15 protein-coding genes are annotated in these 15377 nt (G+C 63.7%); 5 read left to right on the forward strand and 10 right to left on the reverse strand.

The window, feature by feature from the left end; translation table 11 throughout:
* The first annotated feature begins 21 nt into the window (after positions 1-21).
* The gene (locus ACZ1II_RS03000) at positions 22-618 is read left to right on the forward strand and encodes a DsbA family protein (RefSeq protein ID WP_465144321.1); all 597 of its coding nucleotides are present in this window, start codon (positions 22-24) and stop codon (positions 616-618) included.
* Positions 619-674: 56 nt separating this feature from the next.
* On the opposite strand, the gene ACZ1II_RS03005 is transcribed toward ACZ1II_RS03000, so the two are convergent.
* From ACZ1II_RS03005 to ACZ1II_RS03015, 3 genes are all read right to left on the reverse strand, one after another.
* Positions 675-950, reverse strand: a complete 276-nt coding sequence (locus ACZ1II_RS03005) for an HU family DNA-binding protein (protein WP_147217766.1) — start codon at positions 948-950, stop codon at positions 675-677.
* Positions 951-1175: 225 nt separating this feature from the next.
* A complete protein-coding gene (locus ACZ1II_RS03010) occupies positions 1176-2030 on the reverse strand; it encodes a hypothetical protein (protein ID WP_465144322.1) in 855 nt (284 codons plus the stop codon).
* Between the two features lie 92 nt (positions 2031-2122).
* Positions 2123-3055, reverse strand: coding sequence for a LysR substrate-binding domain-containing protein (locus tag ACZ1II_RS03015; RefSeq protein WP_465144323.1), 933 nt, complete (start codon positions 3053-3055; stop codon positions 2123-2125).
* 94 nt (positions 3056-3149) lie between these two features.
* On the opposite strand from ACZ1II_RS03015, the gene ACZ1II_RS03020 reads away from it, so the two are divergent.
* Entirely contained in the window at positions 3150-4457 is a 1308-nt protein-coding gene (locus ACZ1II_RS03020; protein WP_465144324.1) for an N-succinylarginine dihydrolase, read from the forward strand.
* Here the strand turns inward: ACZ1II_RS03020 and rutA are convergent.
* From rutA to rutB, 4 genes are read right to left on the reverse strand one after another with little or no spacing between them, the layout of a single operon-like run.
* Entirely contained in the window at positions 4454-5518 is a 1065-nt protein-coding gene (rutA, locus tag ACZ1II_RS03025) for a pyrimidine utilization protein A (RefSeq protein ID WP_465144325.1), read from the reverse strand. The two genes, ACZ1II_RS03020 and rutA, sit on opposite strands and share 4 nt — an antisense overlap.
* Positions 5519-5520: 2 nt before the next feature.
* Positions 5521-6324, reverse strand: coding sequence for a pyrimidine utilization protein D (gene rutD / locus ACZ1II_RS03030; RefSeq protein ID WP_465144326.1), 804 nt, complete (start codon positions 6322-6324; stop codon positions 5521-5523).
* Entirely contained in the window at positions 6317-6700 is a 384-nt protein-coding gene (rutC, locus tag ACZ1II_RS03035; protein WP_465144327.1) for a pyrimidine utilization protein C, read from the reverse strand. Before rutC ends, rutD begins: the two co-directional genes overlap by 8 nt.
* Entirely contained in the window at positions 6700-7434 is a 735-nt protein-coding gene (rutB, locus tag ACZ1II_RS03040) for a pyrimidine utilization protein B (protein ID WP_465144328.1), read from the reverse strand. Before rutB ends, rutC begins: the two co-directional genes overlap by 1 nt.
* A 292-nt stretch (positions 7435-7726) precedes the next feature.
* Here rutB and ACZ1II_RS03045 point away from each other — a divergent pair, with 292 nt between their 5' ends.
* A complete protein-coding gene (locus tag ACZ1II_RS03045) occupies positions 7727-8647 on the forward strand; it encodes a M14 family metallopeptidase (protein ID WP_465144329.1) in 921 nt (306 codons plus the stop codon).
* Between the two features lie 18 nt (positions 8648-8665).
* The gene (locus ACZ1II_RS03050; RefSeq protein WP_465144330.1) at positions 8666-9619 is read left to right on the forward strand and encodes a MipA/OmpV family protein; all 954 of its coding nucleotides are present in this window, start codon (positions 8666-8668) and stop codon (positions 9617-9619) included.
* Positions 9620-9667: 48 nt separating this feature from the next.
* Here the strand turns inward: ACZ1II_RS03050 and ACZ1II_RS03055 are convergent, their stop codons facing one another.
* The 3 genes from ACZ1II_RS03055 to ACZ1II_RS03065 form a co-directional block, all read right to left on the reverse strand.
* Positions 9668-11107, reverse strand: a complete 1440-nt coding sequence (locus ACZ1II_RS03055; protein WP_465144331.1) for an NAD-dependent succinate-semialdehyde dehydrogenase — start codon at positions 11105-11107, stop codon at positions 9668-9670.
* 144 nt (positions 11108-11251) lie between these two features.
* Positions 11252-11458 carry a hypothetical protein gene (locus ACZ1II_RS03060; RefSeq protein WP_465144332.1) on the reverse strand — a complete coding sequence of 69 codons (207 nt, stop codon included), beginning with the start codon at positions 11456-11458 and terminating at the stop codon, positions 11252-11254.
* A gap of 52 nt (positions 11459-11510) precedes the next feature.
* Positions 11511-13910 carry a DUF3772 domain-containing protein gene (locus tag ACZ1II_RS03065; RefSeq protein ID WP_465144333.1) on the reverse strand — a complete coding sequence of 800 codons (2400 nt, stop codon included), beginning with the start codon at positions 13908-13910 and terminating at the stop codon, positions 11511-11513.
* Positions 13911-14600: 690 nt separating this feature from the next.
* Between ACZ1II_RS03065 and ACZ1II_RS03070 the strand changes: the two genes are divergently transcribed.
* Positions 14601-15329 (forward strand): DsbA family protein, encoded by a 729-nt coding sequence (locus tag ACZ1II_RS03070; protein WP_465144334.1) that lies wholly within the window; start codon positions 14601-14603, stop codon positions 15327-15329.
* Positions 15330-15377: the final 48 nt, after the last annotated feature.

Genomic DNA, 15377 nt, shown 5'->3' on the forward strand with positions numbered 1-15377 from the left:
TCCCTTGCGGTATCTTTGGCGATGGCCACTCTTGCTATGTCGTTAGGCAGTGCGATCGCGGCACCCGGTAACGGCGGCGTGACCGTGGAGGCTCTGCGCAACGATCCTGCGATGCCCTCGGTCGCCCCGGCGGGCTATGACGTGACCATCGTCGTCTTCTCGGACTACCAGTGCCCTTATTGCCGCAAGCTGCATAACGTGCTCAAGCAGGTCCTGCGCGAGGATCGCAAGATTCGCGTCGTCTACCGCGACTGGCCGATCTTCGGCCCCGCTTCGGTGGAAGCGGCGCGCACGGCGCTGGCGGTGAAGTATCAGGGGAAGCACGCGGGGTTCAACGATGCGCTGATGGAAACGCCGGGCCGTATCGATTCCCAGGCGATCCAGCAGGCGGTTCAGCGCGCGGGTGTGGATGCGAAGCGTCTGAAGGCCGATCTGGCCGCACACCGTGCGGAGATCGATGCGGCCTTGGGCCGGACGGCGAAGTTCGCCGATGTGATGGATTTGTCGGGAACCCCGGCGCTAGTGGTCGGGTCCTACCTCCTGGCAGGTGCTCCGGAGGTCGATGCCCTGCGCAAGGCAGTGGCGATGGCGCGAAAGCCGCCGACGGGTGCTGTTTAAGGACCCGAAAAACGTCTGTGCCGCTCCCCTCCGAAGAGGGAAGCGGCACCGAGCGATCAGCCGTTGAGGCGATCCTTCACGGCCTTGGCAGGCGTGAAGGCCAGCTTCTTCGAAGCGGCGATCTGGATGGTCTGGCCGTTGGCGGGGTTGCGGCCTTCGCGGGCCGGCGAGTCCTTCACCTTGAACTTGCCGAAGCCGTTGAGCGAAACTTCTTCACCCTTGGCAGCCGCTTCGGTGATGGCGGCGAAAACGCCGTCAACATACTTGCGGGCGTCGGCCTTGGTCAGGCCATGTTCGGTGGCAAGTGCTTCGGCCAGATCGGCATTATTCATACGAGGTCTCCAATTGACGGACCCCCTCATATCGAGATCGGTGGGCGCGACGAAGCGATTTTTTCTTAAACGAGCGCCAGAAAGCGCCATTTCTGTGGAATAATCGGTTGCCAAGGGGGGAGACCGACCCTCCGATGCCTTCCATCGGGACTGCCGAACGCATCGTCGCGCCGTGATCGGTTCGTATCGGTGGCCCTTAAGGACATGCCCCAGTGTCGGGAGGGCCTATTCCGGGCCACCTTCCAGGCGTTCGCGCACGATTGACCGGGCGATATAGTCTCGCTTGGTCATCGGCCAGAGGTCGCTGCGGCCCGAATAGAGTCCTTTGAGATAGCCCCGGTCGAGCGAGGTGAGTTCCTCCGGCGCCCGGCTGTCGCCTTGCGGCGTGAACAGCGAGAGGATCGAGCTTGCGCCGAGTTCGGCGCGGCTGCGGGCGCCGGTCAGCGCACGCATTGCGGCATAGTCGGCGATCTGCGTCAGGCTGCGATCCGCGACGGCGTCTCGCTCGATCAGCACTGTCGCGCTGAGGATGTCGCTCCGGATGGGCAAGGAAAACCGCGTCGATGTCGAGACTTTGAGCGTTGGAGGGAGGTTTGGAGTGTCCTGGGTTTCCTGGCCTGGACGATCTCCGTCGCGGCTCCGCACCGCCACTTCCGTCCAGGCGCGGGCCTGCCCTGCCTCATCGACGATCCGGCGGATGTCGTCTCGGGACTGGCTGGCGACCGCGCGCGACCGGCTCTCGCTCAGGCGTTGCACCGCGGCAGGCGTGTCCGTGTCGAACACCACCATCAGATTCGGCGCGCAGCCGGGGGCGCCGATGCGCAGGCCGACCGACGCGGCGACTTCGCTGACCCGGTCGACGATGACCTGCGCCGCTTCAGCGGGAAGTCCCGCGCTACCGACGCAGACGGGATCGGTATAGCGGGCGAGGGGTTCGTCATTGAGCTGCGAGACAGACTCGATCTGGGTCACGAACTTTTGCGCGGTTTCCCAGGACGAATCCGCAGTCACGGTGATGCCCGGATCGATATCGCCTGCGCCGGCCTGCAACAGTGCAAGCGCAAAGAGAGAAATCGCCATTGCCGAGCCTCCGGGATCAGGATTTACACGAATCGCGTGGAGCGAAGAAATAATCTTCATGATGCCGGGATACTTGTCGATCGAAAATTCGATTAAATCTCTGCTATTGCATGACTTTCTCCGGCGCATTCAGATAGACATTCGTCTGTCAGCCATTGGCGGAAGCATGCCAGCGCGCGGGTCTGACGAGGCGCTTCGGGCCAGGCCAGCCAGTAGCTGCGGTCTTCGGTTAGAGGCCTATCGACCGGGACGACGAGTTCACCGCTTTCGAGTTCGGGTTCGATCAGAAAACTCGGGATCAAGGCAGCGCCGCCGCCCGCTTTCACGGCCTGTGCGAGCATCAGGAATTGGTCGATGCTGGGTAGGGTGCCGATTTCCGGCCCCGGCAAGTCGAACAGCGCGAACCACCGCGACCAGGCATCGCGGCGCAGGGACTGCACGAGGAGGGGGATGCGCAGGAGGTCCTCCGGCGCGGCGATGCCCTCAAGATCGCGAAGGGCCGGGGAGACGACGGGGACGACGCTCTCTGGAAACAGCAGGTCGTGCTGCGCGCCGGGCCAGTCGGGGGCGCCGACGTGGATCGCGGCGTGGAACGGTTCGCGGGCGAAATCGAAGATGTCGGTTCGCGCGGTGATGTTGACGACGAGTTCGGGGTGCTTGCGGCTGAGGCGGGGCAGTCGCGGCGCCAGCCAGCGCATGCCGAAGCCGGGGAGCACGGCCAGTTCGACGACATGTTCGGGCTCGGGTTCCATGAGCCGCCCGGTCGCGCGCCGGATGGCGTCGAGCGCGGGGGCGAGGTCTTCGTCGAACTGCCGCCCTTCGGCATTCAGCGCGATGCGGCGGCCGTTGCGGTCGAACAGGGTGACGCCGAGCCACTGTTCGAGGTTGGCGACATGGCGGCTCACCGCGCTTTGCGTGAGGCCCAGCGCCTGCGCCGCGCGCGAGAACGAACCGAGCCGGGCCGCCGCCTCGAAGCAGTGCAGCATGGCCATCGGCGGAAGGCGGCGGCGGTCATCATGGTTCATTCCGGAAACTCACAAGCTCATGCGCGGTTTTGGGCTTTTTACGCGAAAGAAAATCCCCGATCATGCCAAATCTGCATGAAGGCCCTTGAAGGAAATGGCGGAACCGATGCGCGAGATCAACTTCGACGGGCTGGTCGGCCCCAGCCACAACTACGCCGGGCTTTCGCTGGGCAATATCGCTTCGGCCAGCAATGCCGGAGCGGTTTCGGCGCCGCGCACGGCGGCCTTGCAGGGCGTGGGCAAGATGCGGCGGATGCTGGCGCTCGGCCTGCCGCAAGGGCTGCTGCTGCCCCACGAGCGGCCCGATACCGCGTGGCTGCGAGCGCTGGGCTTTGCGGGCGATGACGATGCCGTGCTGCGCGAGGCCTGGAGCCGCGAACCGGCGCTGCTGCGCAATGCCTTCTCGGCCTCGGCCATGTGGACGGCGAATGCCGCCACGGTCTCACCCGCGCCGGACACCGCCGACGGACGCTGCCATTTCAGTGTCGCCAACCTTTCGACGATGCTCCACCGCAGCATCGAGCACACGCAGACCTTGCGCCAGCTTCGCCTGGCTTTCGCGGACGAGCGGTTCTTCGCTGTGCATCCGGCGCTACCCGCCGGTCTCGGTGACGAGGGGGCTGCCAACTTCATGCGCCTCGGCACCGACCATGCCGCGCGCGGGCTGGAGGTCTTCGTCTATGGCGAGCGACCGGCAGGCGGTGGCACACCCTTCCCGGCCCGCCAGCACCGCGCGGCCAGCGCCGCCGTCGCCCGCCGCCACGGTCTGTCGGCGGTCGAACTGGTGCGGCAGAGCGAGGTCGCCATTGCGGCGGGGGCGTTCCACAACGACGTGGTCGCGGTCGCCAACGAGAATGTCCTCTTCACCCACGAGCAGGCCTTCGCCGACCGCGATGCCGTATATGCCGCCGTGCGGCAGCGGGCGCCCGGTGCGGTGATCGTCGAGGCTCCGGCCGCGCGGATCGGCCTCGACCTTGCGATCCGGACCTACCTGTTCAATTCGCAGCTCGTCACGCTGGTAGGCGGGGAGATGGCGCTGATCCTGCCGCAGGAGGCCCGCGAGGCGCATGCCGTGTGGACTTGGCTTGAGGAAGTGCGGGCGGCGGAGGGCAATCCGATCCGCCGTCTCGAAGTCGTCGATGTGCGGGAATCGATGCGCAACGGCGGCGGTCCGGCCTGTCTGCGCCTGCGTGTCGCGGTGAGCGAGGAGGCCCATGCCGCGATCGATCCGCGCTTCCTGCTCGATGAAAGCGCCTGCGACCGGATCGAGGCGGTGATCGAACGCGAATGGCCGGAAAGCATCGCGCCGGACGATCTCGGCGAGCCGGACCTCTGGCACCGCTGCCGCAGCGCGCGCGCCGCCCTGCTGTCCGCGCTGGGCTTCGCGGCGGGCGAGCTTTAACCTGCCGCGCGGCTTTTCATCAGGGGCTGGATGTGGGTGCCGAACGCTTCCACGCCCTCGATGAAGTCGTCGAACGTCAGCAGGACGCCGCCGGTATTGGGCACTTCGGCCATTTCGTCGAGCATCCGCGCCACGCTTTCGTAGCTGCCGACCAGTGTGCCCATGTTGATGTTCACCGCCCCCTCCGGCGCGGCGAGCTGGCGCACGTTGGTATCGGTGTTGACGGTGTCCTTGGCACCCTGGTCGGCGAGCCAGGCGATGGCCTCGATATCGACGCCGTCGTTGTAGCTCTTCCACTTGGCCATGGCTTCTTCGTCGGTCTCGGCGGCGATCACCATGACGAGGACGAAGACCGAGACTTCGCGCCCGCTCGCCGCCGTGAACTTCGCAAGGCGCTCGTTGTTGAAGGCGAAAGCGGTCGGGGTGTTGACGCCCTTGCCGAGGCAGAAGGCATAGTCCGCCCACTGCGCCGAGAACGCGAGGCCCGCGTCCGACGAGCCGGCGCAGATGATCTTCATGTCCGCTTCGGGCTGGGGACGGACGAGGCAGTCGTCCATCTGGTAATACTTCCCCTTGAAGTCGGAGCGGCCGGTCTCCCAGAGTTCGCGCAGGACCTGCGCATATTCGCCGAGCACTTCGTAGCGGTTGCGGAAATGCTCGTCGCCCGGCCAGAGGCCCATCTGGGTGTACTCGGGCGGCTGCCAGCCGGTGATGAGGTTGAGGCCGAAGCGGCCGTGGCTGATGCTGTCGATGGTGTTGCACATGCGCGCCGCGAAAGCGGGCGGGATGATGAGCGTGGGGCAGGTGGCGAAGATCTTGATCTTCTCGGTCACGGCGGCGAGGCCCGCCATCAGCGTGAAGCTTTCGAGGCCGTATTCCCAGAACTCGGTCTTGCCGCCGAAGCCGCGCAGCTTGATCATCGAGAGAAGGAAATCGAGGCCGTACTTCTCGGCGCGCTGGGCGATTTCCTTGTTGAGGTCGAAGCTCGGTTTGTATTGCGGGGCGTTCTCGCTGATCAGCCAGCCGTTGTTGTTGATGGGAACGAAAACGCCGACCTGCATGACTAGCTGCTCCTGAGAAAATCGAGGACGAGGCGGTTGAATCTTTCCGGATCGGTCATGTTGCAGGCATGGCCGCCCCAGTCGAACAGGGCGACCTGTGCATGGGCCACGGGTGCGGCCAAATCGCGCGCGGTGTTGCAGGGGACGAGGAAATCGTCGCGGGTGGCGATGGCGAGCAGGCTGTCCAGCGCTGCGAGACCGGCAGGATCGGGGGCATAGGCCTGTACGGCGGCGATGCGCTTTTCGGTGGTCTCCACGCCGGGGAACTGGGCGAGATGATGCGCAAGCTCGGCTTCCAGCGCCTTGTCTTGCGCGGCGATCCAGTCGGGCGGGAAGAGGAACAGCGGCTGGGCTTCGAGGAAGGCCTGCGGTCCGGCGCCGTGCAGCAGGGCGAGGCGGGCGGCGAAGCAGCGGCGGGTATGCGGGGAGAGCGTGCGCCAGCCGTTGACGACGACGAGGCGGTCGATCCGTCCGGTGCGGATCGCGGTCTCGATGCCGATCGCGCCGCCCAGCGCATGGCCGATGAAATGGGCGCGCGCGATGCCGAGGGTGTCCATCAGCAGGATGACGTCGCGCGCCATCTCTTCGACCGAGGTGCTTTCCGGCAAGGTGCGGTCGCTGCGTCCGGTGCCGCGATGATCGTAGGTGATGACGCGGAACCCGGCGGCGAGGGCGGCAAGGTTCGGCGCCCAGTAAGCGGCCGAACCGCCGAGGCCGCTGGACAGGATCAGCGGCGGGGCATCGGCGCTGCCGTGGGTTTCGTAGTAGAGCCCAGCCGCTTCGTAGGACCCAGTCGCTTCAGCCAAGATGGGCGACCGAGGCGATCTCGACCAGGCAGTCCGGCTTCACCAACTCGCACTTTATGCAGTAGCGCGCGGGTTTGGCGCCGGGGAAATACTCGGCATAGACCGCGTTGAAGGCGGCATAGTCGGCCAAGTCCTTCAGGAAGATATGGTTCATGGCCACGTCGGCCATCGTGCCGCCCGCCGCTTCCACGGTGATCCTGATCGCCTCCAGAATGTGGCGCGTCTGCGCGGCGGCGTCGCCTACATGCAGCACCGTACCGCCTTCGCCGAGCGCCAGCATGCCCGAGACATAAACCGTGTTTCCCGCTTTCGTGCCTGCCGAATAGGGCGCGATGGGAGTGGGGAACTGCGGCGGATTGATCGCTTCGAAAGGCATCACGACTCCTTTGGCGGCAACTGGCCGACGGCGGTGCGGAAATCGGCCACGTTGCTCACCCAGCCGAAGAACTTCTCGATATTGTAGAGGCTGGCCTCGCGGATGAAGTCCGGCCCGAGGTGATGCACCGCGTCGTCCAGCACTACGCCGAAATATTCGAGGTGGAAGCCGTCGCGCAGGGTGGATTCGACGCAGACATTGGTGGCGATACCGGTGAAGACCAGCGTGCGGATGCCGCGTGCGCGCAGCACGGAATCGAGCTGCGAGTTGAAGAAGGCCGAATAGCGCGGCTTGTGGACGCGCAGGTCTCCTTCGTGCGGGGTGAGTGCCTCGACCAGTTCGTAGTCCCAGCCGCCGCGGGCGAGGAACTTTCCGGCGAGTTCCGGCCGTTTGCGCATCGTCTTGAGGGCGTTGGACTTGTGCCAGTTGGGCGATTGCGGAGTTCCCGCTTCGGCATAGTCCGCGTCCCAGCCGTTCTGGAGGAAGATCACCGGCATTCCGGCGCGGCGGGCGAGGTCCAGCACTTCGGCGACTTTGCCGATGGTCTCGGCGGCGGGGCCGACATCGAACCCGGCCTCGTCCACATAGCCGCCTTTGCTGGCATAGGCGTTCTGCATGTCGACGACGATGATCGCGGTGCTGTCCGGGTGCAGCCGGATCGGTTCGGGGCGTGCCGGCAGGGTCACCGAGGGACCGGTGCCGGCGGGGACGGGATCGACGATCGCTTCGTTCACGCCGATACTATTGTGCAGTTGCAAAAGGATGGCAAGAGGCGGGATGCAAAGGTCTTTGCCGAGTGCAGGGCATCTCCGCTAGGGCCTGCGGGGCTTCAGCCCATGCGGGCCTGCGAACGGCGGCCTTTCGCGCTTCCGGTGCTCACGTACCTAAAGTACGCTGCGCTCCGGGTCACGAAAGCCCACCATTCTCGGCTCCACCTGGACTGAATCCCCACAGGCCCTAGAGCAGGCCCGGCGGCGATTCCGAAAGCGGGAGGCCGCGCCGTTTGCCCTTTTCAGCGAGAACACCATGACCGACACTGCATTCTATCCGATCGGCACGCCCGGCCAGCCCTGGGGCGCGGTGGAGCGCGACGAGTGGCGCGCGCGGCAAATCCGCCGCCGCCGCTACGACGAGGACGTGGTGCCGCGCATCGAGGCCCTCGCGCAGCGCTATGAGCGGATCGCCTATGGCGCGCTCGACTATGCGGGGGAGCGCTACACGCTCTTCGCCCTGCGCAGCCCCGCTTACGATCCCGCCCTGCCGAGTGCGCTCGTGACCGGCGGCGTCCATGGCTACGAGACCAGCGGCGTGATGGGCGCGCTCGAATTCCTCGAAAAGCGTGGGGGCGACTATGCGGGCAAGGTCAATCTGCTGGTTGCGCCTTGCGTCAGCCCCTGGGGCTACGAGCGGATCAACCGCTGGAACTACGATGCGATCGATCCCAATCGCAGCTTCCGTGCGGGCAGCGAGGCCGGGGAAGCGGCGGCGCTGATCGATCTCGTCGCCGCGCAGCCGGGTCCGTTCCTGCTCCATATCGACCTGCACGAGACCACCGACAGCGACGAAGGCGAGTTCCGTCCCGCCCTTTCCGCGCGCGACGGCAAGGCCTACGAGCCGGACGTGGTGCCCGACGGTTTCTACCTCGTCGACGATGCCGAAAACCCGCAGCCGGAGTTCCAGCAGGCGATCATCGCGGCGGTGGCAAATGTCACGCATATCGCCCCGCCGGACGGCAACGGCGATATCATCGGCACGCCGGTGGTCGCGCATGGCGTGATCGAATATCCGCAGGCGCGCTACGCCATGTGCGCATCGGTAACCGGTGCGCGCTTCACGACGACCACCGAAGTCTATCCCGACAGCCCCCGCACCACGCCGGAGGAATGCAACGCGGCGCAAGTCGCGGCGGTCTGCGCGGCGCTGGACCATGCGCTGGCACGGGCCTGAGTTCGTTACGGTGATTTCATGGAGCCGCCACGCAAGGGCAAGCTGCCACCTGCGAAAGCGGCGGCCATGGTCATCCTGCACAGACGCCCGCTGCGGCGCAAAACCGCGATTGCTGCATTTCATGCGTTAGTGGTCTGCGCCGCTGCGACGGGTTTGGGCGCCCGGCCCGCCGCGGCGCAGGACGTGTCGGGCCGACCGGACGACCTGAAGATCGGCGGCGACCGGGTCTCGGTGGGGCTGGGCATTGCTTCCACCCCGACTTATGTCGGCTCCGACAGTTCCCGGATCGTGCCGATGGCGGCGGTGCAGGGGGAAGTCTCCGGGATCAGCTTCAATACCCAGGGGACGGCGATCTATGTCGATGCCGTACCGTCTTCCGGCAAGCCCGGCTGGAAGCTGGAACTCGGCCCGCTGGCGGCGCTGCGGCTGGAGCGGACCGGGGCCTTCGGCAATCCGGCGGTGCGTGCGCTGGGCAAGCTCGACAAGGCGGTGGAACTGGGCGGTTCGATCGGCGTCCAGCGCACCGGCGTCCTGACCAGCCCCTACGATACGCTCTCGCTCAGCATGTCCTGGCAGCACGATGTGGCGGGCGCCCATTCCAGCTATGTCGCCAGCCCCGAGATCGATTACGATACGCCGCTGTCCGAGCATGCCTTCGTTTCGTTCTCCGCTTCCGCCGACTATGTGGGGCGGGGATTCGGACGCTATTATTACGACGTGGACGACGCAGGCAGTCTGGCGAGCGGGCTTCCGGCCTATGACGGGGCCGACCGGGCCGGGTGGAAGGACTGGAACCTCAGCACGATGGCCGTGCATTCGATTTCCGGCAACCTGCTCCACGGCGTGGGAGTCTTCATTACCGGTGGCTATCAGCGATTGCTCGGCGCTTATGCACGGTCGCCACTCGTTGCCGATGTCGGCAACCGCAATCAGTGGAGCGGCGCGGTGGGGCTGGAATATACGTTCCGGTAATGCGCGGAGGGAAAAGAGCCGCCCCTTGCGGAGCGGCTCTTCTGTCAATCAGACGTTCGCGATCACGACCGCGCGGGTGTTGAGGTAGTTGTCTAGTGCTTCGGGACCGCCTTCGGTGCCGTAGCCGGAATCCTTGATCCCGCCGAAGGGCAGTTCCGCCGTGGAGGCCGCGGGCGTGTTCACCCAGAGCATGCCCACTTCGACGCGCCGGGTCAGCAGGTCGGCATTGGCCAGCGAGCGGATGAAGGCATAGCCTGCCAGCCCGAACGAGAGGCGGTTGGCCTCGGCAATCGCTTCCTCCAGCTTGTCGAAGCCGCGAATGCCTGCGACCGGGCCGAACGGCTCGTCGTTGAACAGGCGGGCGTCGAGCGGCACGTCGGCGAGCACGGTGGGCTGCCAGAAGTTGCCCGCCTCGCCGATGCGTGCGCCGCCTGCCAGCACGCGGGCGCCGCGCGCCACGGCGTCCTGCTGGAATTCGGCCATGGCGGCAAGGCGGCGGTTGTTGGCGAGCGGCCCCATCTGCGTGCCCTCGTCCAGACCGTCACCCACGACGACGCCCTTGGCCAGTTCGGCCAGAGCTTCGGCGAACTGTTCCTTGACGCTGTTGTGGACTAGGAAGCGCGTCGGCGAGATGCAGACCTGACCGGCATTGCGGAACTTGGCGCGACCGGCGCTGCGTACCGCAAGGTCGATATTGGCATCCTCGCAGACGATGACCGGGGCATGGCCGCCGAGTTCCATCGACACGCGCTTCATGTACTTGCCCGCCTGCGCGGCGAGCAGCTTGCCGACCGGGGTGGAGCCGGTGAAAGTGATCTTGCGGATCACCGGGCTGGCGATCAGGTATTCGGAAATCTCGGCGGGATTGCCGTAGACCAGGTTGAGCACGCCCTCGGGGATGCCCGCGTCCTGGAAGGCGCGGATCAGGGCGGCGGGGCTGGCCGGGGTTTCCTCTGGTGCCTTGACGATCATCGAGCATCCGGCGGCGAGACCGGCGCCGATCTTGCGGACCACCTGGTTGATCGGGAAGTTCCACGGCGTGAAGGCGGCGACCGGGCCGACCGGGTCCTTGATGACCATCTGGCGCACGGTGATGTCGCTGCGATGCGGGACCAGGCGGCCGTAGACGCGGAAGCCTTCTTCCGCGAACCATTCGATGATGTCGGCGGCGGCCATCGCCTCGCCCCTGGCCTCGATCAGCGGCTTGCCCTGTTCCTGCGTCATCACGCGGGCGATCTCGTCGGCGCGCTCGCGCATCAGGGCGGCGGCCTTGCGCATGATCGTGCTGCGCTGCGCGGGGGTGTAGTCGCGCCAGACCTCGAAGCCGCGATCCACGGCCTCCAGCGCCCGGTCGAGGTCGGCGCGACCGGCATGGGCGACGCGGCCGATTTCCTGTCCGGTGGCGGGGTTCTCCACCGCCAGCGTTTTACCATCGGCGGCATCGCGCCATTCGCCATTGATGAAAAGCTGGGTATCCGGATAGGCCATCAAAGAACTCCTTTACGCGCGGCGGGCGAACCGGCCGGCCCGGTCATATCGGGACCATGAGGCGCGCCCGCAACCGGCCGGTCCCGTGCGATTGGAGTTCATGGGATTGTGCTTTTTGCATCTGCTTCGATGCAAACGAACGCGTCAAGGCGCTTTGCCACCCCGGCGCTTCTCGGCGATCTTCTTCGCGGCATAGCCGCCGAGCGCGGCCGCGGCGATCCCGGCCAGCCCGAAGCGGCGCAGCACCGTCGCGGCCACGACCCCGGCGATCGCGCCGCCGGTCTCGTCCACGCCCGATACGTGTTTGGCGATGCGCTTGCCCGCGATTCCTCCGATGATCTTGCCCAGCATATCGTGATCTCCTTTGCCGAAAATAGCGCGCGAACTGGCCGATGGTTCCGCCTCAACCGGCGGGGTCGGCGGCTTCCGGCGGCGCGAAGGACAAGTGCTCGCCCGGCGCAAGTTCGAGGCGCTGCGCGGCGGTGCCGATATCGATCCCGGCCTTGGCGAAGCGCCGGAGCAGCTCGATGAAGATCCGGCTGCGGGCGCGGTACACGTCGCGCGGGGAGCCGACATGAGCGAAGCAGTTGAAGAAGACCCGTCCGTCGGTGATGGAGTCGATGTAGGCGGCAGGCGCGGGCGTCTCGATCACCGCGCTCTCCCCGGCGAATGTACCCAGCACGATGCCCAGCACGGTGTCGATATCGGTGCCCAGCGTGACCGAGAACTGGATCTGGATGCGGCCGAGCGGGCTGGAGAGCGTCTTGTTCAGCACTGACTTGGTGATGAGTTCCGAATTGGGAACGATCAGCGTCGAGTGGTCGGCCAGGGTGATTTCGGTGGAGCGCACGCTGATGCGCTTCACGTCGCCTTCGTCGGTGCCGACGCGGACCCAGTCGCCGATCTTGATCGGGCGCTCGGCCAGCAGGATGAGGCCCGAGACGAAGTTCTGGGTGATCGCCTGAAGGCCGAAGCCGATGCCGACCGAGAGGGCGGAGAGCAGCAGGGCGATGCGCTCCACGCCGATGCCGAGCGAGGCCAGCGCCCAGATGATTGCCAAGGCAATGCCGACGTAGCGCGCGACCAGGCTGGCCGAGTTCTGCGCCGATCCGTCGAGGTCGGTGGCGGGCAGGTAGCGCTTTTCCAGCCAGCTCATGAAGGCGCGGACGAGGGCTAGGCCGATCGTCAGCACGACGATGGCACGCAGGATCGCGCCCGGCGAAATCGCCACGCCGCCGATGTCGATGCCCTGCGCTGCCGTGGCGACACGGCTGAAGACGCTGCCGATGCCGTCACCGCCGCCGAAGGGCTGCATCAGCATGGCGAGCGCCAGCAGGACCAGCGTGAGGCGCAGCACGCCCGAGACGAGCACGCCGAACTGGTCGACCAGGCTGCCGCGCAGGCCGACGCTGCGTACCAGCGCAATGCCGAGCCTGCTGTCGCGGTTGAACAGCAGGGTCGCGGCATCGTCGGCCGTGCCCAGCAGCAGATAGAGTGCGCCGCCCACCATGCCGAGCCAGATGACGATGCGCGCGGTGAACAGGCTGAGGCTGACGTAGCCCAGCGCAAGCGCGAGCAGGGCGAGAATCACCAGCGCCCATGTCACCAGCGTCACCATCGCGAGGCCCGCGCCGGTCGGCAGGTCGCCCTGCTCTTCGCGGGCGGCGCGCGCCGCCCGCATCCGGCCCAGCATCAGCAGGAAGGCGCCGATCCAGAGCAAGTGGAGCAGGGCTTCCACCATCTGCCAGGCGCCGATCGTAGCGCGGCTGACATCGACGGACTTGTTGAAGGATTCGACCAGAATGCTCGCGAAAGCGATGCCCGCGAGTATCCAGGTCAGCGGGCGAATCTTCGCCGCGGTCTCGTCACCGATCGGAAGGATGCGCCAGGATGCCTGCCCGCGCATCAGCAGCGCGCCGGTGAGAGAGGCGGTGAAGGCGGCAAAGCCCGCCGCCGCCACGAAGCCGCCGGTTAGGTCGGTCCATCGCTCCGGGAATAGGCCTGCCCAGCGGAAGCCCTGCACGAGCGCCACGGCTGCGAGCAGCGGTGCGATGGTGCCGACGACGATACGCCAGAGCGCAAAGACCGAGCGGCGGATGCGGTGGCCCGGCGCGCTGCCGATCAGATGGCGCTGCCCGAGGTTGCGTGCGGCAAGGCGCAGCGGGAACAGCAGCAGGAAAGCGAGCACCATGCCGAGCAGCGCCTGCCACGGCAGGCCGCCGTGCCAGTGCTTTGCGATCTGCTCCGCGCCTTGCGACAGGAACAGGTCCACCTTGCGAAGATCGCGGGGGAAGGCGGCAAGCAACTCGCTCCAGAACGCCGGGGCGAGGGGGGAATCGAGGCGAGTGGCCAGCGTTTCGTTGAGCTGTTCCGCCTGGCTGCGATCCATTTCGTCGATCAGCTGCTGCGCCTCGACATCGGCGAGACGACCGCGCTTGATTGCGGCATCGACTTTGGCCCGTTCGCTGGCGAGGCGCTTGCGCTGCTGCTGGATTTCGGGTGCTTCGGCGACGCCTTCGGTGACGGGGCCGAGCCCGGCGATGCGGGCATCGACGAGCGCCAGCTGGTCGTCGAGCTGACTGGCGGACGATTTCGCCGCCTGCTGCGCGGCCGATGCCCTGGCGCGCAAGTCCGATCGTTCGTCGACAGAGAGCCGGGTGTCGAGGCCACGGTCGATCGCGCGAAGTTCCGTTTCGGCCTGCACGATCTGGGTTGCCGGATCGGCGGGCGGCGCGATCTGGGCCGCAGCGGGCAGGCTGGCGGCGGCGAACACGAGAAGAATCGCACGAAACAGGAAGCGCATCTGACAAGTATCTCTAGGGCAAGTTGCAACACCGGCGCTAAAGCATGGATGCGTAATAAAAACCAGACTTAGAGGGCATCCGGAACGCGCAATACGACATGGTGTCATTCGGGCGTGGCGAAAAATTCATTTGCTTACCCAAAACAGCATTTTACGCCAAATTCCGGCTCGGCCTACAGGGAATCCCCACTGTGTTAAATTCGACAGCAGGGATTCCGATTATTAGTTAATTAATCGGGCACGCATTCGTAGCGACACTCTGAAAGTGCCGTCTGAGTTTTTTCCGTACAAACTGTAGGATTACTCGATCGGTTGCAAAGGTTTATCGCTGCATAATATTGGCTAAGACATGCATTTACGCAGGCCTGGTAGTTGTTGGAGGAGGTTTGAGCTTGTGCTACTATTGATAAGGAGGCTGCGCCAACAAAAACTGAAAATGCAAGTTTGATTTTCATTTTTTAATCCCTTTGTATTTGCACTTCATGAAGTGTTGATGTGCGAATCAATAATACAAACATGGGGATGATTATCAATGATTTAATTATAAATTAAATATTGTTAATCGCATGACGTGACGATATGATTTACATTTTGCAGGCATTGAAAATTTATTAAAATTTATGTTAGGGCGGATTATGCGGTGAAATGACGTTAGTAGTTGTCTGTGTTGTTTGTTTTTAGGAGTTTGTTGTGTTTCATTTGAAAAATGAACGCTTTGGTGTGCATAAATCTCTGAAGGAGTGGGTGTTTTTCGCAGCACTGTTAGTATTTTCTTTGATATTGCTGGGAAAATTTCTACCACTGTACATAGATAGTAGAATAAATTTGTATATAAAAAATAATCCTAGGCTTGTTTTATCAATTATTAATGGAAATTCAAATAAATCAACTTCAGATGAAGCTGAAAATACTGCCCTAATAAAGAAATATAAAAAAGAAATAGTTGCAGGAATTTCTGAAAATGATTCCAAAAGCTCTCAGATGCCCATAGTAATATTTTCTGATTATAATTGCGTGTTTTGCAAATCGGCTGAATTGGCTATTCATACTAGTCTTATAGAATTGGTAGGGGATAGAAAAATTATTTATCATGAATTGCCGATAATATCACAATCTTCGATTGATGTTGCGAAGCTGTCTGTTGTCGCTAGTCGTCTAGGAGTTTATCGAGGATTTAGAGCTGCAATGCTTGAGATTGCCCACCCGAATGAGCAGGATGGCTTTGCTTTTCTTGAGAAGGCCGGTTTTAGTCGAGAGCTTGTAATAAAACTTCGCGACAGTGATGCTGTGAGAGATTATCTGAAGAAAGATGGCGATCTTGCAAAAAATTTAAAAATAGAAGGCACTCCTGCCATAATAATAAATAATAAGATAATGCGAGGTTGGAGTGAGGAGGCATTTCGAAAAATGCTATCTTAATGAAAATTTTACAATTAATTTGAGTTTATAAGATCGACCGCATTAGTG

The organism is Novosphingobium sp. BL-S-20 (assembly GCF_055521635.1).